Origin of the sequence: Flavobacterium sp. (genome assembly GCF_029242675.1) — a bacterium.
Lineage (GTDB): Bacteria > Bacteroidota > Bacteroidia > Flavobacteriales > Flavobacteriaceae > Flavobacterium.
In genome coordinates this window covers 1-20,352 of sequence record NZ_JAQWTM010000084.1, presented here as the reverse complement: position 1 = coordinate 20,352, position 20,352 = coordinate 1, and the positions used below count along the sequence as shown (strand labels likewise).

Here is a 20,352-nt window from a genome sequence, read left to right as displayed (position 1 = left end):
CTTTGATTTAGTTGTGTTTAAAATTAAGGGGAAGTAATATTATTGGTGTAGTTTCTTATTTTATCAAGATACTTTTAAATTTTCCAATGTTTTTAAGTGCCATTCCAGTACCACGAACAACGGCTCTTAATGGATCCTCAGCAATGTACACAGGAAGATCTGTTTTCTGAGATATACGTCTGTCCAAACCTCTTAACATAGATCCTCCACCAGAAAGATAAATTCCAGTGTTGTATATATCTGCTGCTAATTCTGGTGGAGTTTGTGATAGGGTTTCCATTACAGCATCTTCGATACGTTGAATTGATTTGTCTAATGCTTTTGCTATTTCTCTGTATGAAACATCTACTTGCTTAGGTTTCCCAGTAAGTAAATCTCTTCCTTGTACTGACATGTCTTCAGGAGCTTCTTCTAGATCTTCGATTGCGGCGCCTATTTGAATTTTTATTTTCTCTGCAGTGCTTTCTCCAACAAATAAATTGTGCTGCGTACGCATGTAGTACACGATATCATTTGTGAAAACATCACCAGCGATTTTCACTGATTTATCACACACAATTCCACCTAATGCAATTACGGCAATTTCAGTTGTTCCACCACCTATATCAACAATCATGTTTCCTTTTGGTTGCATAATATCGATTCCTATACCAATTGCTGCAGCCATAGGTTCATGAATTAAGTATACTTCTTTTCCATTTACTCTCTCACATGATTCTTTTACCGCTCTCATTTCTACTTCAGTAATACCAGAAGGGATACAAACTACCATACGTAGGGCAGGAGTAAACATTCTTTTTTTCAAAGCAGGAATGCTTTTGATAAACATACTGATCATTTTTTCAGAAGCATCAAAGTCAGCAATTACACCATCTTTTAAAGGCCTTATGGTCTTGATGTTTTCATGTGTCTTACCCTGCATTAAGTTAGCTTCTTTACCAACAGCAATGATTTTACCTGAAATTCTATCTCGGGCAACTATTGAAGGGCTGTCAATGACTACTTTATCATTGTGAATGATTAAAGTGTTAGCGGTACCAAGATCTATCGCAATATCCTCGGTCATGAAATCAAAAAATCCCATATGTTTTTTAGGGGTTTAAAAGTTATAAAATAAGTGCCAACAAAGTTAAACAAATTAATGTTTAAAATGACGGGTTCCTGTAAATACCATTGCAAGTTTATTTTCATTGCAATAATCGATGCTCAATTGGTCTTTTATAGATCCACCTGGTTGTATTACTGCGGTTATACCTGCTTCTTTTGCTAGTTGAACACAATCAGGAAAGGGAAAAAATGCATCACTTGCCATTGATGCTCCTTTTAAGTCAAATCCAAAAGCTTTTGCTTTTTCAACTGCTTGTACTAATGCATCAACTCGCGAAGTTTGACCAGTTCCGGATGAGATAAGCGTTCCGTTTTTTGCGAAGACAATGGTGTTTGACTTTGTGTTTTTACACACTTTGGACGCAAAAATTAGGTCTTCAATTTCTTGTTCAGTAGGACTTGTTGTTGTAACGGTTTTTAAATCGGCTTTATTGTCTGTTACTGTGTTTCTTTCTTGAATTAAAAGGCCATTCAGGCAAGTACGAACCTGTTTGTTAGGTAGTTCGACTTCGTTTTGTATTAGTATAATTCTGTTTTTCTTTTCTTCTAATATCGCAATTGCTTTTTCTTCGTATTTTGGAGCGATTACCACTTCACAAAATAATTTATTGATTTCTAAAGCTGTGGCTACATCAATTGTAGTGTTTGAAATCAATACACCACCAAAAGCAGAAGTAGGATCACAAGCTAGGGCAGCTACGTACGCTTCGCTAATTGTTTTTCTTGAAGCTAAACCACAAGCGTTGTTGTGCTTTAATATGGCAAATGTTGGACCGTCATTTTTGAATTCATTAATCAAGTGAACAGCTGCATCAACATCTAGTAAGTTGTTGTATGATAATTCTTTTCCATGGATTTTGTTGAACATAGCATCAAATTTTCCAAAGAAAAATCCTTTTTGATGTGGGTTTTCGCCGTAACGAAGTACTTGGCCTTCAGCAATACTTGCTTTATATACCGTTTCATCAGTATTAAAGTAATTAAAGATGGCTGTGTCATAATGAGAAGAAACATGAAAAGCTTTGGTTGCAAAAAGTTTTCTATCTTCAAGAGTAGTTGCTCCGTTTTGTGCGGTTATGATTTCAAGTAGGCTACTGTATTCGTTTACCGAAGCCACTATAACGGTGTCTTTAAAGTTTTTGGCAGCAGCGCGGATTAATGAAATTCCACCAATATCAATTTTTTCGATGATGTCAGCTTCAGTAGCACCGGATGCCACTGTTTTTTCGAAAGGATATAAATCAACGATTACTAAATCAATTTGAGGAATATTGAATTCTTCCATTTGTTGTACATCGCTTGGATTGTCTTGGCGGTTTAGTATTCCTCCAAAAACTTTGGGATGTAATGTTTTAACGCGTCCTCCAAGAATAGAAGGATATGAAGTTACGTCTTCAACTGGAATAACAGGTATTCCTAGGTTTTTTATAAATTCTTCCGTTCCTCCTGTAGAATAAAGTGTAACATTTTGACTGTTTAGTAGTCTTACAATTGGTTCAAGACCTTCTTTAGAAAAAACTGAAATTAATGCAGATTGAATTGTTTTAGTTGTGCTCATGTGTAGTTATAGTTATGAAGTGCAAAAATAGTTTTTTAAAGTTAAAATTGAGCTATTAGAAAAAGAGATAATTTAGAAATATTCGGTTTTTTGTAAGAATAAATCTGAATTATAATTTGCTTTTAAAACTAATATCGAAGCCGTTAGGTTTTTGAACAATATTTATTGAATTTTACAATAACCCATATCAATATTTTATGATACTATATTTTCGATTATTGAAAGAGAGTTTTACGTTTGCTATGAATGCCTTGCGTAACAATAAATTAAGAACTTTACTGTCCTTGCTTGGGGTAACTATCGGGATTTTTTCAATCATTGCCGTTCTTGCTGCTGTTGATTCGTTAGATCAAAAAATCACTAAGGATTTAAGTTCATTAGATAAAAACACCATTTACTTAATGAAATTTTCATTTGGACCATCAGAAATTCCGCAATGGAAAAGAGAACAGTTTCCTAATGTGCAGTATGATGAGTATACCTACTTGAAAGGTGCAATGACAAATACGAAGCAATTGGCTTTTCAAATTTTTACTAAAAGAGAATCAATTAAGTACGATTCCAATGTGGTTTCAGATGTAAATATGGTTCCAGTATCCTATGAGTTCATCGATATTCAAGGACTTGAATTTGAAAAAGGTCGATTCTATAACGAATCAGAAGCTAACTCAGGAGCTAAGGTTATCGTTTTAGGAAATGAAATTGCTAATTCGTTATTTGACGGCATCGATCCTATTGGTAAAAGTGTTCGTGTTTATGGACAAAAGTTAACCGTTATTGGTGTTTTGAAAAAGGCTGGAGCAGGGCTTTTTGGTGATAGTGATGATACTTCAGCTTATTTGCCAGTAAACTTCATCCGTCAATCGTTTGGAGATAACAACACGTCTCTGACTAATGTTATTGTTTTTAAACCCAATAGTGGTGTAGATATGGAGGCTTATAAAGAAGAGATTTCCCAAAAGCTAAGAATGTATAGAGGAGTAAAAGCAGGTGAGATTGATAATTTCTTTATTAATGTTTTCTCAGGTTTTACCGATCTAATTGATGGAATAATATTAAATATGAAATTTGGTGGATGGATGATTAGTGGTTTTTCACTTTTGGTTGGTGGTTTTGGAATCGCTAACATCATGTTTGTTTCGGTAAAAGAGCGAACTAATTTAATTGGTATTCAAAAGTCATTAGGGGCAAAAAATAGGTTTATTTTATTTCAATTCTTGTTTGAGGCAATTATATTATCAGTTATTGGTGGGGTAATCGGACTGTTTTTAGTTTGGATAATAGCTTTTGTCTTAACTAAGGCACTAGACTTTGAATTTATACTCGGAATGGGTAATATTCTTTTAGGAACAAGTTTAGCTGCTTTAATTGGTTTGATTTCGGGTATTTTACCTGCTATTACTGCATCAAAATTAGATCCTGTTGAAGCAATTAGAACGGGGATGTAATATATAATCGACTTTTGTTGCAAAACAAATTGACTTTTTAAGTTTTTAGCTTAATATTCAAGCATAAAAAAGCCCAAGATACTTCTTGGGCTTTTTATATGGTATAAAAGTACTAATTATCTAACATCGTTATTTTGAATCAAATCGATGTACAAGTTAATTTTGTCCTTCAATTCTTTTCTTGGTGTAATAAAATCTAAGAAACCGTGCTCCAATAAAAATTCTGATGTTTGAAAACCTTCTGGTAAATCATTTCCAGTAGTGTCTTTAACAACTCTAGGCCCAGCAAAGCCAATTAACGCACCAGGTTCAGCGATATTGATATCTCCTAACATGGCATAAGAGGCTGTTGTTCCACCTGTTGTTGGATCAGTACATAAAGAGATATAAGGTAATTTAGCTTCAGCTAACTGCGCTAACTTAACAGAAGTTTTTGCTAACTGCATTAAAGAGTAAGCGGCTTCCATCATACGAGCTCCACCTGATTTTGAAATCATTACAAACGGAAGTTTGTGCTTGATTGCATGATCAATTCCTCTAGCAATTTTTTCTCCAACTACCGCTCCCATCGAACCACCAATAAAGGCGAAATCCATGCAGCAAATCACTACATCTTTTCCTTTGGATTTACCAACAGCTGTTCGCACTGCGTCTTTTAATTTGGTCTTCTCCATTACATCTTTCAAACGGTCTGCATACTTTTTAGTATCAACAAAATGCAAAGGATCTTTCGAGGTTAGGTTTTTGTCCAACTCTTTAAATTCGTTGTTGTCAAACAAAATTTCAAAATAAGTACTACTTCCAATTCTAACGTGAAAACCGTCCTCAGGACTTACAAATAAATTGCGTTCTAGTTCGTCAGCATCGATAATTTTACCTGTTGGAGATTTGTACCAAAGTCCCTTAGGAACGTCCATCTTGTCTTCGGTAGCAGTCGTAATTCCTTTTTCTTTTCTTTTAAACCAAGCCATTTTTCTAGTATTCAGTGTTCAGTAATCAATTGTTTAGTGTTTGTAATTAGTTGAAGTGTTCAGTGTAAATGATTTAAACTGTCTACTAGAAACTGCCTACTGTACACTATTTTATAATGTATTCACGTTGTTCAAGTCGGCAAACGCTTGCTCTAATCTAGTATTAAAAGTGATTTCGCTTTCACGCAACCATTTTCTTGGGTCGTAATATTTTTTGTTAGGCACATCAGCACCATCTGGGTTTCCAATTTGAGTTTTTAAGTACTCAAGATTTTTAACCATATAATCACGAATACCTTCTGTAAAAGCAAATTGTAAATCCGTGTCAATATTCATTTTTATTACTCCGTAGCTAATTCCTTCTCTAATTTCTTCAAGTGTAGATCCTGATCCTCCATGGAAAACAAAATCAACTGGATTGTGTCCTGTGTTGAATTTATTTTGAACGTAATCTTGAGAGTTTTTTAGGATTTTCGGAGTCAATTTTACGTTTCCTGGTTTGTACACGCCATGTACATTTCCAAAAGCAGCTGCAATTGTAAATTTTGGGCTTATTTTAGAAAGTTCTTCGTATGCATACGATACTTCTTCAGGTTGCGTGTATAATTTTGAACTGTCAACATCAGAGTTGTCTACACCATCTTCTTCACCACCTGTAATTCCAAGTTCGATTTCTAAGGTCATTCCCATTTTACTCATACGCTCCAAATATCCTTTGCAAATTTCGATATTTTCTTCGATTGGCTCTTCTGATAAGTCGATCATGTGAGAGCTAAAAAGTGGTTTTCCTGTAGCAGCGAAATGTTTTTCAGAGGCATCTAATAAACCGTCGATCCAAGGTAGTAATTTCTTAGCACAGTGATCAGTATGTAGTATTACAGTAGCTCCGTAGGCTTCTGCCAATGTATGAATGTGTAGGGCACCTGCGATTCCTCCAGCTATAGCTGCTTTTTCGTTTTCGTTAGACAATCCTTTTCCAGCGTTGAATTGTGCTCCTCCATTAGAAAATTGAATAATAACTGGTGCGTTTAACTTTGCTGCTGTTTCTAACACAGCGTTTACCGTATTAGATCCTGTTACATTTACTGCAGGTAGTGCAAAGCCTTTTTCTTTTGCATAATTAAAAATTTCCTGTACTTGATCTCCTGTGGCAACGCCCGGTTTGATATTGTGTCCCATTTTAATTTTTTTTAGTTGGTTCTTTTGTTTTTAGTTTCAGACAGCAAAAATAGGAATTAATTAGCATTAGAAAGGGTAATTTATTCCAAAATTTAAAACTGTGTTCGCAAAGTTGTACTGCCTAAACCATTTTTTTCCCGATTCATTGGCAGGATCATACGTTTTAAATCCAAAGTCAAATCGGACCACTAAAAAGGTCAAATCATACCGCAATCCAAATCCGGAACCAAGCGCTAAGTCTTTTAAACTACTAAATCCATTGAATGTTGATTTTGGATCCGTGACATTATCGCTAACGTTCCAAATATTACCCGCATCAGCAAATAAAGCCCCTTTTAGATCGCCAAATAATCGAAAGCGGAATTCCGAACTAAAAGCAATTTTCATATTAGCCTCGTTGAAATCATTTAGAGCTCCACTGCTTCCAGGTCCTAAACTGTAAGGTTGCCATGCGCGATTATCATTAGATCCACCTGAGAAATAACTTCGAGAAAAGGGTATATTATCAGAATTCCCGAAAGGAATTGCAATTCCAAAAAAGCTGCGTATCGCCAGAACTTTTTCCTTAGAAAGATCCCAATGTTTAATGTAGTCAAACTCAGTTTTAATATATTCCGAATATTCTAAATTGAATATTTCTCGATTCCCATTTGCATTTACAGATTGATTGGAAACATTAGCTATAAGTGAAAGTAGGGATCCAGCAGACTCAATTTTGGTTTTAAATTGATAGAATGACTTGTCTTGTAAATCCTTTTTGGTGGTTTTCGTAAAAGAAAAGCTTGTAGCTAATATGAAGTCATTCTCCGTCAATCGTATTCTTCTTTCCTCAATACTTTTTACGGACTGATACTCATCATCTCCTGATGTTAATGCTGTGGCATTGTTGAGTACGGCATTAGTGAACCCTGTCGTTCCTGATTGAATAATTAAGTTTCTATCAGTAGTATTGTCAAAATAATTGTTGTTCGTGTTGAATGTTTTTCCAATAGCATTTAAGGCATCGTACGAAGATCGATACACATTAAAATAATTATTTGGATTTAGGTTGCGTACGAATTGAGCATTAAGTAGGTCAAATCGAGCGGTATTGTTCTTTTTTGGATTCCAATTGTAAGAGATCGCACCTGTAAAATTTTCTTTGTCGAGACCTATGTTTGTTTGTCTTGCAATACCCAATGAAATTACTGATGAAGGAATCATACTCTTTGGAATGATTTTTTCGGTAGAGAAAGGCAGAAAAATTCTTGGTATATTTAAGGACAAGTCTACCCCGTATTCTGAAACATTAAAAAATTGATTGTTTGGATTGGCTAAATCTTTAGACGAACCTATATTAGCTCTTCCGGATAGTTGCAACGTTTCGGCACCATTGAAAACATTACGTACGGTCATGGAGGGACTAAAAGCGATTCCAATATCTTGAATGTTCGAGTGCGTTATGTCAAAAGAGGCTCCAAAACTATATTTTTTGCGGGGCGTTAAATAAATTTTAGCAATTAAGGAGCTGGCGGTTGAATCTCGACTATCGACCTCGTATTTAATTGTAGGGTAATTAAAAATTTTAAGATTATTTAAATACCTGCTCGTTAACACCGTTTTGTTGTCGGCAAATAAACTTCCTTTGCTAATAAATATAGCATCAGTAATGGCAGCAGGCTTGTATTTTAATTTGCTGTGGCTGTACAAATTAAAGTTCTTGTAACTTAGGCTATCTGTAATGCGTTGCGACTCTTTGTTCGAATTGTAATCAGTGTATATGTTTACGTCACTTATGGTATACAATTTAAAAGGAGTTGTTCGAGTGGAATCTTTGTCTTGGTAGGAATAATCATTAATGATTAAATTGACATCAGCCTTCTTTTTTTTACCAATAGTATCGATGTCAAAATTAACATAAGTGGGTTGGAAATAATAAGCTCCATTATTTCTAAATTGCGTCGCGATTCGTGTTCGCTCTTCTTCAAAATCTATAGTCCTATATTGATGCCCTGATTTCAAGGCCGAACTTTCTTTTTTAGATTGGAACAAGGAATCTAAAGCGGGTGTTGTAATTGTTGCTTTAATGGTATCCAGTAAATAAGCCGCTCCCGTGTTAACTAGATATTTTACAGCAGCTCGTTTAGGACTTGTTGTGTCTACTGAAGCTTTTGTGGCAACATCAAAATAGCCATCATTAAAGTAATAGTATTTAAGTCGCAGTAGTGATTTTGTAGTTTTTGCACTATCAATAATGACCGGAGGTTCGCCTGTTCTTTTTAAAAAGTCGTGAATGCCGTGGTACCAGAATGATTTTCCTAAACGGTCTACTTGTTTCGCTGATAACCACTTCGATTTTCTTTCATATTTACCTGGATTTTTGTCGAATTTAGCTTGATAAGTGGAATCCGGATTTAAATTGGCCAAGTTGTACAAATGAAGACGTAATTTGTATCCTAAAAATAAACTACTGTTTGGTTTTTGATACAGTTGATTAAATACGATTTCATCGTTGATTTTCTTGTCATTAACTAGAATTTCATTTTTAGTAAGAAGTCTTTTTTCGGCAGGGACTCTTTTTTCAGCGTCACATGCAGATATAATTATCCCTATTAGAATAAATAATGATATTTTTGTTAAGATTTTTTTCAAGTGTTCCAAAATATTTAATTCAAAAGTACATATTTTTATGGTTAGTAAAAACCAAATAAAACTAATAACTAGTTTACAGCAAAAAAAGTATCGCATTGCCAATCAAATGTTTTTTGCCGAAGGCATAAAAGTGATTCAGGAATTGGTACTATCTAACTTTGAGCTGATTCATTTGTACACTACCGAGAACGACTTTCCATCTGTTTCAAGTGATAAAAAAACAATAATCGATCAGGCTGATCTAAAAAAGATAACGGCTTTGGCTACCCCAAATACTTGCTTGGCAATTTTTAAGATGGGTAGTGAAAAACCGCTATCAAATACTGGTTTAATCGTAGCGCTAGATTCGATTAGAGATCCGGGAAACATGGGTACTATTTTACGCCTTTGTGACTGGTTTGGTATTCAACAAATAGTATGTTCAAAGGAAACGGTAGATGTTTACAATCCAAAAGTTGTACAAGCCACTATGGGATCTATTTCTCGGGTCAACGTAAGCTATTTAGATTTAAAAGACTATTTAGAAACAGCTAAATTAGAGGTGTTTGGTACCTTTATGGACGGCGAAACTATATACAAAACTACCTTACCTAAAGAAGGTATCATCGTAATGGGTAATGAAGCGAATGGAATTTCAAAAGAGATTGAAGCGATTGTGAGTCACCGTTTATCTATACCTCGCTTTGGCTCCATTCAAAAGACTGAAAGTTTAAATGTAGCCACCGCCACCGCAATTGTGTTGAGTGAATTTAAGAGAGCTTCCTTGTAATTACTTTCTGGAAAGTGAAATTAATGAAAGGTGAAATTGATTAAAATCGCTCTTGATTTTAGGGATTGAATGTTTCCAGTCCAAGGGCTGTTTGGGTCGTTATCTCGTATTAATTCATCATTAATTCCTATCAAACCTCGAATAGAAGGAGAGAAAATAAAGTATTCTGAAAAAATGTCGATTCCCAAGCCAACTTCATAATTAGTAGTCCAAGGTTTTACCCTAAATCGTTGTTGGGAGTTGTCGTCTATCGATTTAGAATTGCTAGATAAGTTTAATGTTGCCGAAACTCCGCCAACGAGGTAAGGCCTAATGTTACCCGTTCGTAAAGAAGAGAATTTTAGTAAAAGCGGAAAATGGATATAAGTACTATTCACCTCTCTAATTCGGTCAATTTCTCTTGAAAAATTGGGGTAGTTCAAATCTCTTTTTGTATAGTACAATCCCGGCTCAAAACGCAGATTAATATATTCTTGCAGTTTTAAATCTCCCACAATTCCAACGTTGAAACCTGTTGATTTTTTGGTTTGAATGTCCGGTCCTACAGTTTTATAATCTATTTTAAAATCAAAGGAGTTAAAGCCAAGGTAGTATCCAAAATACACTTTTTGTTTTTGAAAATTTTCTAAATTAACGATCGGATCCTTGCTGAACATGCCTTTTGTTTGACCATATCCGAAACTGCAGAGTAGTAGAACTAAAAAGACTGCTATTTTTTTCATTTTTGCGAAAGCTTTGTTTATTTTTTTGATGCAATATATATGGTGGCGACACCAAGCGTTTGTGGCATAGCAACTACATCTATAAACCCAACTTTTCTTAAAATATTGTTCAACGTCTCACCATAAGGAAATGCTGCAGCAGATTCGGATAGGTAACCGTAGGCCGCATTGTCTTTTGAAAACAGCTTACCAATTAGGGGAAGAATGTTTTTACTGTAAAACTGATACCCTTGTTTGTATGGAGTTTTATCCGGTACTGAGGTTTCTAAAATCACAAAAACACCCTCTGGCTTTAATACTCTTAGAATTTCGGTAAGTCCTTTTTCTAGATTTTCAAAGTTTCTTACTCCAAATGCAACAGTTACTGCATCGAAATAATCAGTATCAAAAGGCATGTTTTCAGAGTCACCTAAAACCATTTCTATCGTTTTTGATAAGTTCTTATCGGCTATTTTCTTAACACCAACCTCTAGCATACCTGCTGAAATATCTAACCCAATAATTTTTGGTGCTTTGGTTTCAGCCATTAATATAGCTAAATCTCCTGTTCCCGTAGCGATGTCTAAAATGGTTTTAGGTTTCGCATCGTTAACTATTTTGAGTACTTTTTTACGCCATTTGATGTCTATTCCAAATGAAATAACACGATTTAAATTATCATAATTTCCAGAAATAGTGTCAAACATTTGAGCAACTTGCTCTTTTTTTCCTAATCCTGAGTCTTTATATGGAGTAATATTTTTTGACATTTTTTATTTTTTTACAAAGATACTATAATCCAATATATTATTAAGCTAAAAGCGCTATTCACTACCAAAGCAATTTAAGGAAAAGTATCTAGGTAGTAATAATTGAAAATAAGAAAAATGAAAAATCACTAAAAGTGGGTATTGTGCATCTCTTTTATTATGTAGAATTTTACATAAATCAAAAAGTCAATGATTAATAGGGATTTAATGGGCCAAATCAAGTGGTTAGGTTTTGCGTTACTAATTTCACTTGTTCTGGTAACTAGTTTGGAAGGTACTGTTTTACAAAGCAGTTGCCTAAACTCAACGCGAAATACGTTCTTAGGATTAAATTTGTTTTTGGAAATTTTAATTTTCTTTGTCTTTAGTGCCTTTGTGGTATTTGGTATTAAAGGCTTCTTTGAGATGTACTCTCAAAAAACAGCAAATGCTATCATCTTTATCTCGGGGATATTGTTAGCATTTGTAATTCTCATTTTATGTTATCAAATAATGTTTCAAGAGTAGTTCGTTATTTCCCGTCATTGATTGATTTTGAATTAGAAAAAAAAACACCCTTGATTGGGTGTTTTTTTATTTGCGAACATAAGTTTGATAAGTGTAGTCGTATTGATGTTTGTCATCTTTTAAATGCCTCTCTGCTTGGTCTAACCTCCAGTCTTCTTCTTTTATTACAGGAAAAAAGGCATCGGCCTCAAAGGTTTCGTGGACTAAAGTTAGTTCAATTTTATCTGCCAAGGCTATTCCTAAAGTATAGATTTCACCTCCACCAATTATAAAAATGTCTTCTTCCTTAGGGCATGCAGCAAGAGCTTCTTTCATACTATTTACCACTATACAGCCTTCAGGAGCATAATCCTTTTGTCTGCTTATTACAATGTGGGTTCTGTTGGGTAAGGGTTTTGGAAAACTTTCAAATGTTTTTCGTCCCATTATAATATGATGACCAGAAGTTAAAGCTTTAAATCTTTTAAAGTCATTAGGTAAGTGCCAAACTAAATCATTGTTTTTGCCAAGCGCATTGTTTTCTGCGGCGGCTGCAATCATTATAATCATTTAATTGTTTTATTTAATAGTGGTTTCGTCTTCTACTTTTGCTTGTAATTCGGCTATTTTCTTTTTCTGTAAGTTGATCAAACGATCTAATTGTTCCCGCTCCCAATTTTTATTCATAAAGCGATCAGTGATAAAAACTTTTATAAAGTGCAATAGAAAAATAAAAAACCAGATAGTGATTATCCATATATACCAATTGGTTTCAGGATTAAAACTGAAAATTTTTGTAGCAATGAATAAAAATAAGCTGGCTAAAAAAAGCACGACGAAGTGAAAATATAATCTCTTTTTCTGTTTTAGCCTTTTTCGGGCATATTCATATAATTCGTGTTGGTCTTTTTCCATGGTTTGGTTTTTAGATTATAAAGATAAAATATAAATTGGAAAGTCGCTAAATGATAGTTGCGATATTTAGAGTGAAATAAATTTCTTTTTTAAATCCATAATTTTTCAGGGAAGTTTTTTAAGTATCGATTTAAATAGAGCAACAATTTTCGCATACTCTCAAAAGTGAAATGGATGCCTTGCGGTTTAATTTAATTTCTTTTACTTTGAATTATAAACCTATAAATTAAGCGGTTATGGCAATTAAAAAACAATTTGTAAAGACAAAACCAGTGTGCAAAGTAACTTTTTCAGTAGTTGCTAAAGAAGCTAAGTTAGCAGCGGTAGTTGGTGATTTTAATGGATGGAATCCTGAGGAAGGCGAACTTAATAAATTGAAAAACGGAACCTTTAAAGGTGTTTTTGATATCGATAAAGATGCTTCTTACGAGTTTAAATACCTTGTGGACGGCGCTTATGTAAACGAATCTGAAGCAGATGCTTACAAATACAATTCCTTTGCTGGTGCTGAAAACAGTGTTTTGGAATTATAGCACTAATTAAACGGCTACACTTCCTTTTATAGCATCGTGTGGTTCGTATCCAACGAGTGTAAAGTCTTCAAACTTAAAATCAAAAATATCCGTTATTTCTGGATTCAAGATCATTTTTGGTAATGGTTTTGGATTTCTAGATAGTTGTAATTCTAGTTGCTCAAAATGGTTGTTGTAAATATGTGCGTCACCAAAGGTGTGAATGAATTCACCAGGTTCGAAGCCGCAAACTTGGGCAATCATCATTGTTAACAAAGCATATGAAGCAATGTTAAAAGGAACACCTAAAAAGATGTCAGCGCTACGTTGGTACAACTGACAAGACAATTTGCCATCAGCAACATAAAATTGAAAGAATGCATGGCAAGGAGGCAAAGCAGCTTTATTGTTGGCTACATTTTCTTCAAACGATTTGCTGGTATCTGGCAGTACTGATGGATTCCATGCTGAAACAATCATACGGCGGCTATTAGGGTTGGTTTTTAGTTCGGTAATTAGATCTTTTATTTGATCAATTTCCTCACTATTCCAATTGCGCCATTGATGGCCGTAAACTGGTCCTAAGTCTCCATTGGAGTCGGCCCAAGCGTCCCAAATTTTCACACCGTTTTCTTGAAGGTAACCTGTGTTAGTATCTCCTTTTAAAAACCAAAGTAATTCATGAATAATAGATTTAAGGTGCAGTTTTTTGGTAGTTACCATAGGGAAACCTTCGCTTAAATCAAAACGCATTTGGTATCCAAATACACTTTTTGTTCCAGTTCCAGTGCGATCACCTTTTTGGCAACCGTTCTCCATAACGTGCTGTACTAAATCTAAATATTGTTTCATTTTTTAAGTATCAAGTTAATCGGTTTAGGGTTGTAACGATTGAATAGCTAACCGATTTTGAAATAAATTTTAGGATTCTCTCTTAGAAATTTCATCTCTAATTTGAGCTGCTTTCTCGTAGTCTTCTTGTGCTACGGCTTGCTCTAAAAGTTCGGTTAGTTCTTGTAAACTATGTTTAATGTAAATACGATCAGAATTGTGGTCGTCTTCTATTCCAAAGGTTTCAGGATTAGAAAGAATATCGTCAATATCTTGAGAATCTTTATCGCTATCCTGATTATTGGTCTTTAAGTAAATACCCGCTTTGTCCAAGATGTTTTTGTACGTAAAAATAGGAGCGCTAAATCGAAGTGCTAGTGCAATCGCATCTGATGTACGTGCATCGATAATTTCTTCTACATTATCACGCTCACAAATAATGCTAGAATAAAAAACACCATCAACTAATTTATGAATAATAACTTGTTTGACTACGATTTCAAAACGTTCGGCAAAATTCTTGAATAAGTCGTGCGTTAGAGGGCGAGGTGGTTTTATTTCTTTTTCTAAAGCGATGGCTATGGATTGCGCTTCGAATGCTCCAATTACGATAGGTAGCTTTCTTTCGCCATCGACTTCATTTAATATTAAAGCGTAGGCTCCGTTTTGTGTTTGGCTGTATGAAATTCCTTTTATAGATAATTTAACTAAGCTCATAATTGTTGTAATGAAAGGTAATAAATACCCTGTTTTGTTGATTTATTGTAGTTGTTAAATGGCGTACAATTTTAATGCAAAAATAGGACAAAAAAAACTGTCTGAAAACAAAGATACGATTATCTTGTTCTCAGACAGCTATTAATTAAATACAGAGGTTTAATTTATGATTGCTGACTTTTGAAAGCTTTCATTTTCTCTATTAATTGTGGTACAATTTCGAAGGCATCACCAACGATTCCGTAATCAGCCACTTTAAAAAACGGTGCTTCAGGATCAGAGTTGATTACTACTTTTACTTTAGACGAGTTGATACCTGCAATGTGCTGTATGGCTCCTGAGATTCCAATTGCAATATATAAGTTAGTAGCTACTGGTTTCCCTGTTTGTCCTACGTGTTCTCCGTGAGGTCTCCAACCTAAGTCAGATACTGGTTTAGAACAAGCAGTTGCTGCTCCCATAACGGTTGCTAGCTCTTCGATCATTCCCCAGTTTTCAGGTCCTTTTAGACCACGACCTGCAGATACTACAACTTCGGCATCAGCAATAGAAACTTTACCTGATACTTTCTCTACTGATTCTACTTTTACACCAAAGTCATTGTCACCAATAGTTGGACTAAAGTCTTCTTCAGTAGTTGAAGTTGGATTTTCAAAAATTCCGTAAGAGTTTTTAGCAAGACCTAATACTTTAACTTCTGTTTCGATTTCAGTAATATTGAAAGCTTTGTTTGAGAAAGCCGTTCTTTTTACTTGAAAAGGTGAAGTGCTTAAAGGAAGTCCTACTACATTAGAGGCATAACCTGCGTTAAGCCCAACAGCAGTAAGTGATGATAAGTAAATACTATCAGTAGTAGAAGAAAGTAAAACTAGTTTAGCACCTTCTTTTTCTGCTGCTTGCTTGATTACATCAGCATAAGCTTTAGCGGTAAAACCAGCTAATTTATCATTGCTAACTTTTAATACTTTATCTACTCCGTAAGTTGATAATTCAGAAACGTCTCCTGCATTGATTGTTAAAGCAGTAACGGTTGTTCCTAATGATTCAGCTACTTTTTTCGCATAAGAAGCTAATTCAAAAGCTACTTTCTTGAATTTCCCTTCAGCTGATTCTGCGTATATTAATATTGACATAATATTTTATTTTTTTAGTCTTAAAGTTTAAATGTCTAATGTCCGGCAGTAAATGGTATTTACTTTTCGACTTTCGACCTGTGGCTTATGACTGTTTATTAAATTACTTTAGCTTCGTTGTGTAGTAAGTTGATTAATTCATCCAAGTTGTCAGCATTAATCAGTTTTACTGCTGATTTTGGTGCTGGTTTTTCGAATTTCACCGCTTTTGTTGTTACAGATGCATCAACAGCTTCTATAACCGTTAAAGGTTTTGTACGAGCAGTCATGATTCCTCTCATGTTTGGGATGCGTAGGTCTTTTTCTTCTACTAATCCTTTTTGACCACCAATGATTAATGGTAATGAAGTAGAAACAGTTTCTTTACCACCATCGATTTCACGAACTGCAGTAGCAGCTGTTCCATCAACCGTTAGTTCAGTGCACGAGTTTAGGAAATTGTATCCTAAAATTCCAGCTACCATTCCCGGAACCATTCCACCATTATAGTCTAATGATTCTTTTCCTGCGATAATTAAATCGTATCCTCCGTTTTTAATTACTTCAGCTAATTGTTTTGCTACGAAGAAACCATCTGTTGGATTAGCGTTAATACGAATTGCTTCGTTAGCACCTATTGCAAGTGCTTTTCTTAAAGTTGGTTCGGTGTCAGGTCCACCAACATTTACAACAGTAACCGTTGCGCCTTGTTTTTCTTGGAACCAAATAGCACGTGTTAATCCAAATTCGTCATTAGGATTAATTACATATTGTACGCCATTAGTATCAAACTCTGAATCTCCATTAACAAAGTTAATTTTAGCGGTAGTATCAGGAACATGGCTTATGCAAACTAGTATTTTCATGATGTATATATTTAATTGTCATTCTTTTGTTTTACAAATTTAAAATAATAAATCGAATAATATACTATGCGTGCATAATATTTTTTTGTTAAACTATTACGATTTCGTAGCCCGGATAGGAACGGCATCCTTCTTGAGCCTTCTTTAGGCTCAAGAAGATAAAGTGAATAGCCGGAAAAAGCTCCTAGTAATTTTAGATAAAATTATGCTTGTAAATGGTTTTAAATATTTATTTTTGCTTTTCGAAAACTTGACTTACATAATATATATGAGAACGATACAATTTAGAGAGGCTATTTGCGAAGCGATGAGCGAAGAAATGCGTCAGGATGAGTCCATTTACTTAATGGGTGAAGAAGTTGCTGAATACAATGGTGCTTACAAGGCATCAAAAGGAATGCTTGCTGAGTTTGGAGCTAAAAGAGTGATTGATACTCCTATTGCTGAGCTTGGTTTTACGGGTATTGCTGTAGGTTCAGCCATGAACGGGAACCGTCCGATTGTGGAGTACATGACCTTCAACTTTTGTTTAGTTGGTATTGATCAAATTATAAATAATGCAGCTAAAATGCGTCAAATGACAGGTGGACAATTTAATGTTCCAATCGTTTTTCGTGGTCCAACTGCTTCGGCAGGACAATTAGGGGCAACACACTCTCAAGCTTTAGAAAACTGGTTTGCTAATACTCCGGGTCTAAAAGTGGTTGTTCCATCAACACCTTACGATGCTAAAGGTTTGTTGAAAGCCGCTATTCGTGATAATGATCCTGTAATTTTTATGGAATCAGAGCAAATGTATGGTGACAAAGGGGAAGTGCCAGATGGAGAATATACAATTCCGTTAGGTGTTGCTGATATCAAACGTGAAGGTACTGATGTAACCATCGTTTCGTTTGGTAAAATCATCAAAGAGGCTCACATTGCTGCTGAAGAGTTAGCGAAAGAAGGAATCTCATGCGAAATTATCGATTTAAGAACGGTACGTCCTATGGATTATGATGCAATTATTGCATCGGTTAAAAAAACAAACAGATTAGTTGTTCTTGAAGAAGCTTGGCCATTTGCTAGTGTTGCTTCGGAGATTACTTATATCGTTCAAGAGCGTGCATTTGATTTCTTAGATGCGCCAATACAAAGAATTACTACTGCTGATACACCAGCGCCATATTCTCCTGTTTTATTAAAGGAATGGTTGCCAAATGCTGATGATGTTATTAAGGCAGTAAAAAAGGTAATGTATAAATAATATATATTTTACTAGATACTATTGAAGCTTCATCTTACGTTAGTTCGATGAAGCTTTTTTTTAAATCAAATCCTATGAATAAGACGCTTTTATATTTTCTTTTATTAATGAGTTTTTCTTTTACCTCTTTGTTTGCACAAACAAAAGTAAGCGGAATCATCATTGATAAATTGAACCAACCAGTTCCGTATGCCAATGTGGTTTTTAAGGGTTCCAATGAAGGTGTTATGTCTAATGAAGACGGGCGCTTTTATTTGGAATCGAAAAATAATTACCAAGCCATAATTGTGACCTCAGTAGGTTTTTCAGATAAAGAACTTGTTTTGACCAAACTGGTAAATTATGATTTTAGAGTCCTTTTAAACGAGGCTGAAAGTTTGAAAGAGGTGGTAATTTTTACTGGAAAAACTTCTAAAAAGGATAATCCTGCACTTGAAATTTTGAGAAAAATTTGGGAACGCAAACGCAAGAATGGTTTGTCTCAATTCGATCAATACCAAATGGAAAAGTACGAGAAGGTAGAGTTTGATATGAATACCATTGATAGTGCTTTTATGAAAAGCAAGCTATTTAAAGGGATGGAATTTGTTTTTCAACATATTGATACTTCAGATGTAACTGGAAAAACCTATTTACCTATTTTCATCAATGAATCGTTGCTTGATGTGTACGGTGATAACAAGATTAAAAAGGTAAAGGAGAAATTAAAGGCAAACAAAAACTCGGGTTTTAGTAACAACCAGCAAATTTTATCTTTTGTAAAAGACTTGTATTCAGACTATGATATTTACAACAACCACCTTACTTTTTTTGATAAGAGTTTTACCAGTCCGTTGTCTAAAACTGGAATCGATGTCTACAACTATGTACTTCGAGACAGTGCTTATATCGATAAAAAGTGGTGTTACAATATCTTATTTTATCCTCGACGCAAAAACGAACTTACTTTTAAAGGGGATTTTTGGGTAAACGACAGCACATTTGCCATCAAGAAAATTAACATGGCCGTTACCAAAAGTGCTAATATTAACTGGGTAAAAGATATTTATATTGAGCAGGAGTTTGAAGTTCAAAACGATTCTGTTTTCTTGTTAACGAGAGATTATATGATGTCCGATTTTGCTTTTAACAAAAAGGAGGAGTCGAAAGGGATGTATGGCAAACGAACTACCTTGTATCAAAATCATCAGTTTAATATAGAGAAACCAGCTGCTTTTTATAAAGATGAGGTCAACTTTGTAGACAACGAAGTCTATAATAAAAGTGATGAATTTTGGGATGAAAACCGTTTCGAAAACCTGAATAAAGATGAAAAAGGTGTGTACCAAATGTTAGACACCTTGCAATCCGTGAAGAAGTTCAAGCAAATCTACAGTACGGTTACCATTTTAGGAAGTGGGTATGTTCCTATCGATAAGTTCGATTTTGGTCCTATTTTTTCCACTTTTGGTTACAACCAAGTAGAAGGAATTCGTTTGCGTGTAGGCGGAAGAACCTACTTTGGACGAAATGATCCATGGCGTATTCAAGGTTACACTGCTTATGGCTTTGATGATAATAAGTTTAAATACGGGCTTTCAGGAAAGTGGATGGTCGATAAGGAAAAGCGAATCATATTGTCTGCTGGAAATAGGAGAGATATAGAGCAAATAGGTGCTAGTTTAACGAGTACGAATGATGTACTTGGTAGGAGTTTCGCGTCCTCATCATTGTTCTCATCAGGTAGTAATGGTAAATTAACTAGTATTAATTTGACCAATGTAGGAATAGAGATTGAGCCGGTTAAAAATTTGACGTTTCAAACGGGATTTTCGTATCGCACATTGCAGTCGGCTTCAACAACTTTTAGTTTAGATTATTATACAGATGCGGCACAGACAATTACAAAAAGTGAGGTAAAGCAAGCTGAAATTAATTTTCAAGTAGAATTTACACCCAACCGCAAAACAAGTGGTTATGGTGTAGAGCGAGGGAATGTGGACAGCCCTTTTAGTCGCTTTTATGTTAATTACAGCCAAGGTTTTAAAGGGTTGCTAAATAGTGATTTTCAATACGAAAAGATTCAGTTGTATTATAAACAACCTATTGTTATCGGTCCGTTAGGTCGTTCGAATGTAATCGTCGAAGTAGGTAAAACCTTTGGTACAATACCACTAGGACTTATGAGTGTTATTCCCGGAAATCAAACGTATTTTACTATTGAAAACACCTTTAGCAACTTGAATTTTTACGAATTTGTTTCTGATCAATTTGCGACTTTGCAATGGGAACATAACTTTGGCGGACGCATATTTGGTAGAATTCCGTTTATGAGAAAACTGAATTGGAGGGAGATGATTGGTGTTCGATCGGTTTATGGAACGATCTCAGATGCTAATAGAGCCATTAATGCTTCGGGCTTGACCTATGTTGCTCCTGAGCGAGCGTACTGGGAGTACAGTGCTGGAGTTGGTAATATTTTTAAAGTACTTCGTCTTGATTTTGCATGGAGAGGAAATTACTTAAACAACCCCGATGCACAAAACTTCACTAT

The 20,352-nt window shown here is 34.9% G+C and carries 18 protein-coding genes; 5 read left to right on the top strand and 13 right to left on the bottom strand.

What is annotated here, in order from left to right; all coding sequences use genetic code 11:
* Positions 1-55: 55 nt before the first annotated feature.
* On the bottom strand, positions 56-1,084 hold the full coding sequence (locus P8M54_RS03340; RefSeq protein WP_300285142.1) for a rod shape-determining protein: 1,029 nt from the start codon (positions 1,082-1,084) through the stop codon (positions 56-58).
* Positions 1,085-1,138: 54 nt separating this feature from the next.
* The gene (gene purH, locus P8M54_RS03335) at positions 1,139-2,665 is read right to left on the bottom strand and encodes a bifunctional phosphoribosylaminoimidazolecarboxamide formyltransferase/IMP cyclohydrolase (RefSeq protein ID WP_300285139.1); all 1,527 of its coding nucleotides are present in this window, start codon (positions 2,663-2,665) and stop codon (positions 1,139-1,141) included.
* A gap of 197 nt (positions 2,666-2,862) precedes the next feature.
* Between purH and P8M54_RS03330 the strand changes: the two genes are divergently transcribed.
* Complete coding sequence (locus tag P8M54_RS03330; protein WP_300285136.1) at positions 2,863-4,113, top strand: ABC transporter permease; 1,251 nt, start codon at positions 2,863-2,865, stop codon at positions 4,111-4,113.
* 116 nt (positions 4,114-4,229) lie between these two features.
* On the opposite strand, the gene accD is transcribed toward P8M54_RS03330, so the two are convergent.
* From accD to P8M54_RS03315, 3 genes are all read right to left on the bottom strand, one after another.
* Positions 4,230-5,084, bottom strand: coding sequence for an acetyl-CoA carboxylase, carboxyltransferase subunit beta (gene accD, locus P8M54_RS03325; RefSeq protein WP_300285133.1), 855 nt, complete (start codon positions 5,082-5,084; stop codon positions 4,230-4,232).
* Positions 5,085-5,195: 111 nt separating this feature from the next.
* Entirely contained in the window at positions 5,196-6,263 is a 1,068-nt protein-coding gene (gene fbaA / locus P8M54_RS03320; RefSeq protein ID WP_300285130.1) for a class II fructose-bisphosphate aldolase, read from the bottom strand.
* Positions 6,264-6,329: 66 nt separating this feature from the next.
* Positions 6,330-8,894, bottom strand: a complete 2,565-nt coding sequence (locus tag P8M54_RS03315; RefSeq protein WP_300285127.1) for a BamA/TamA family outer membrane protein — start codon at positions 8,892-8,894, stop codon at positions 6,330-6,332.
* 37 nt (positions 8,895-8,931) lie between these two features.
* Here P8M54_RS03315 and P8M54_RS03310 point away from each other — a divergent pair, with 37 nt between their 5' ends.
* Complete coding sequence (locus P8M54_RS03310; RefSeq protein WP_300285125.1) at positions 8,932-9,663, top strand: RNA methyltransferase; 732 nt, start codon at positions 8,932-8,934, stop codon at positions 9,661-9,663.
* Between the two features lie 20 nt (positions 9,664-9,683).
* On the opposite strand, the gene P8M54_RS03305 is transcribed toward P8M54_RS03310, so the two are convergent.
* From P8M54_RS03305 to P8M54_RS03290, 4 genes are all read right to left on the bottom strand, one after another.
* Positions 9,684-10,385 carry a porin family protein gene (locus P8M54_RS03305; protein ID WP_300285122.1) on the bottom strand — a complete coding sequence of 234 codons (702 nt, stop codon included), beginning with the start codon at positions 10,383-10,385 and terminating at the stop codon, positions 9,684-9,686.
* A gap of 17 nt (positions 10,386-10,402) precedes the next feature.
* Positions 10,403-11,134, bottom strand: coding sequence for a bifunctional demethylmenaquinone methyltransferase/2-methoxy-6-polyprenyl-1,4-benzoquinol methylase UbiE (gene ubiE / locus P8M54_RS03300; RefSeq protein WP_300285118.1), 732 nt, complete (start codon positions 11,132-11,134; stop codon positions 10,403-10,405).
* A 573-nt stretch (positions 11,135-11,707) separates the two neighbouring features.
* On the bottom strand, positions 11,708-12,190 hold the full coding sequence (locus P8M54_RS03295) for a dihydrofolate reductase (protein WP_300285115.1): 483 nt from the start codon (positions 12,188-12,190) through the stop codon (positions 11,708-11,710).
* Positions 12,191-12,199: 9 nt separating this feature from the next.
* A complete protein-coding gene (locus P8M54_RS03290) occupies positions 12,200-12,535 on the bottom strand; it encodes a 2TM domain-containing protein (RefSeq protein WP_300285112.1) in 336 nt (111 codons plus the stop codon).
* Positions 12,536-12,771: 236 nt separating this feature from the next.
* Here P8M54_RS03290 and P8M54_RS03285 point away from each other — a divergent pair, with 236 nt between their 5' ends.
* On the top strand, positions 12,772-13,068 hold the full coding sequence (locus P8M54_RS03285) for an isoamylase early set domain-containing protein (RefSeq protein WP_300285109.1): 297 nt from the start codon (positions 12,772-12,774) through the stop codon (positions 13,066-13,068).
* A 6-nt stretch (positions 13,069-13,074) separates the two neighbouring features.
* Here P8M54_RS03285 and P8M54_RS03280 read toward each other — a convergent pair whose 3' ends face one another.
* From P8M54_RS03280 to P8M54_RS03265, 4 genes are all read right to left on the bottom strand, one after another.
* The gene (locus P8M54_RS03280; RefSeq protein ID WP_300285106.1) at positions 13,075-13,899 is read right to left on the bottom strand and encodes a thymidylate synthase; all 825 of its coding nucleotides are present in this window, start codon (positions 13,897-13,899) and stop codon (positions 13,075-13,077) included.
* Positions 13,900-13,968: 69 nt separating this feature from the next.
* Entirely contained in the window at positions 13,969-14,595 is a 627-nt protein-coding gene (locus P8M54_RS03275) for a bifunctional nuclease family protein (protein ID WP_300285104.1), read from the bottom strand.
* Between the two features lie 164 nt (positions 14,596-14,759).
* Positions 14,760-15,728, bottom strand: coding sequence for an electron transfer flavoprotein subunit alpha/FixB family protein (locus P8M54_RS03270; protein WP_300285100.1), 969 nt, complete (start codon positions 15,726-15,728; stop codon positions 14,760-14,762).
* A gap of 98 nt (positions 15,729-15,826) precedes the next feature.
* Entirely contained in the window at positions 15,827-16,573 is a 747-nt protein-coding gene (locus P8M54_RS03265; RefSeq protein ID WP_300285097.1) for an electron transfer flavoprotein subunit beta/FixA family protein, read from the bottom strand.
* Between the two features lie 268 nt (positions 16,574-16,841).
* On the opposite strand from P8M54_RS03265, the gene P8M54_RS03260 reads away from it, so the two are divergent.
* Positions 16,842-17,819, top strand: coding sequence for a pyruvate dehydrogenase complex E1 component subunit beta (locus P8M54_RS03260; RefSeq protein ID WP_300285094.1), 978 nt, complete (start codon positions 16,842-16,844; stop codon positions 17,817-17,819).
* 74 nt (positions 17,820-17,893) lie between these two features.
* Positions 17,894-20,352, top strand: a 2,459-nt coding sequence (locus P8M54_RS03255) for a DUF5686 family protein (protein ID WP_300285092.1), incomplete at its 3' end; no start/stop codon positions are given.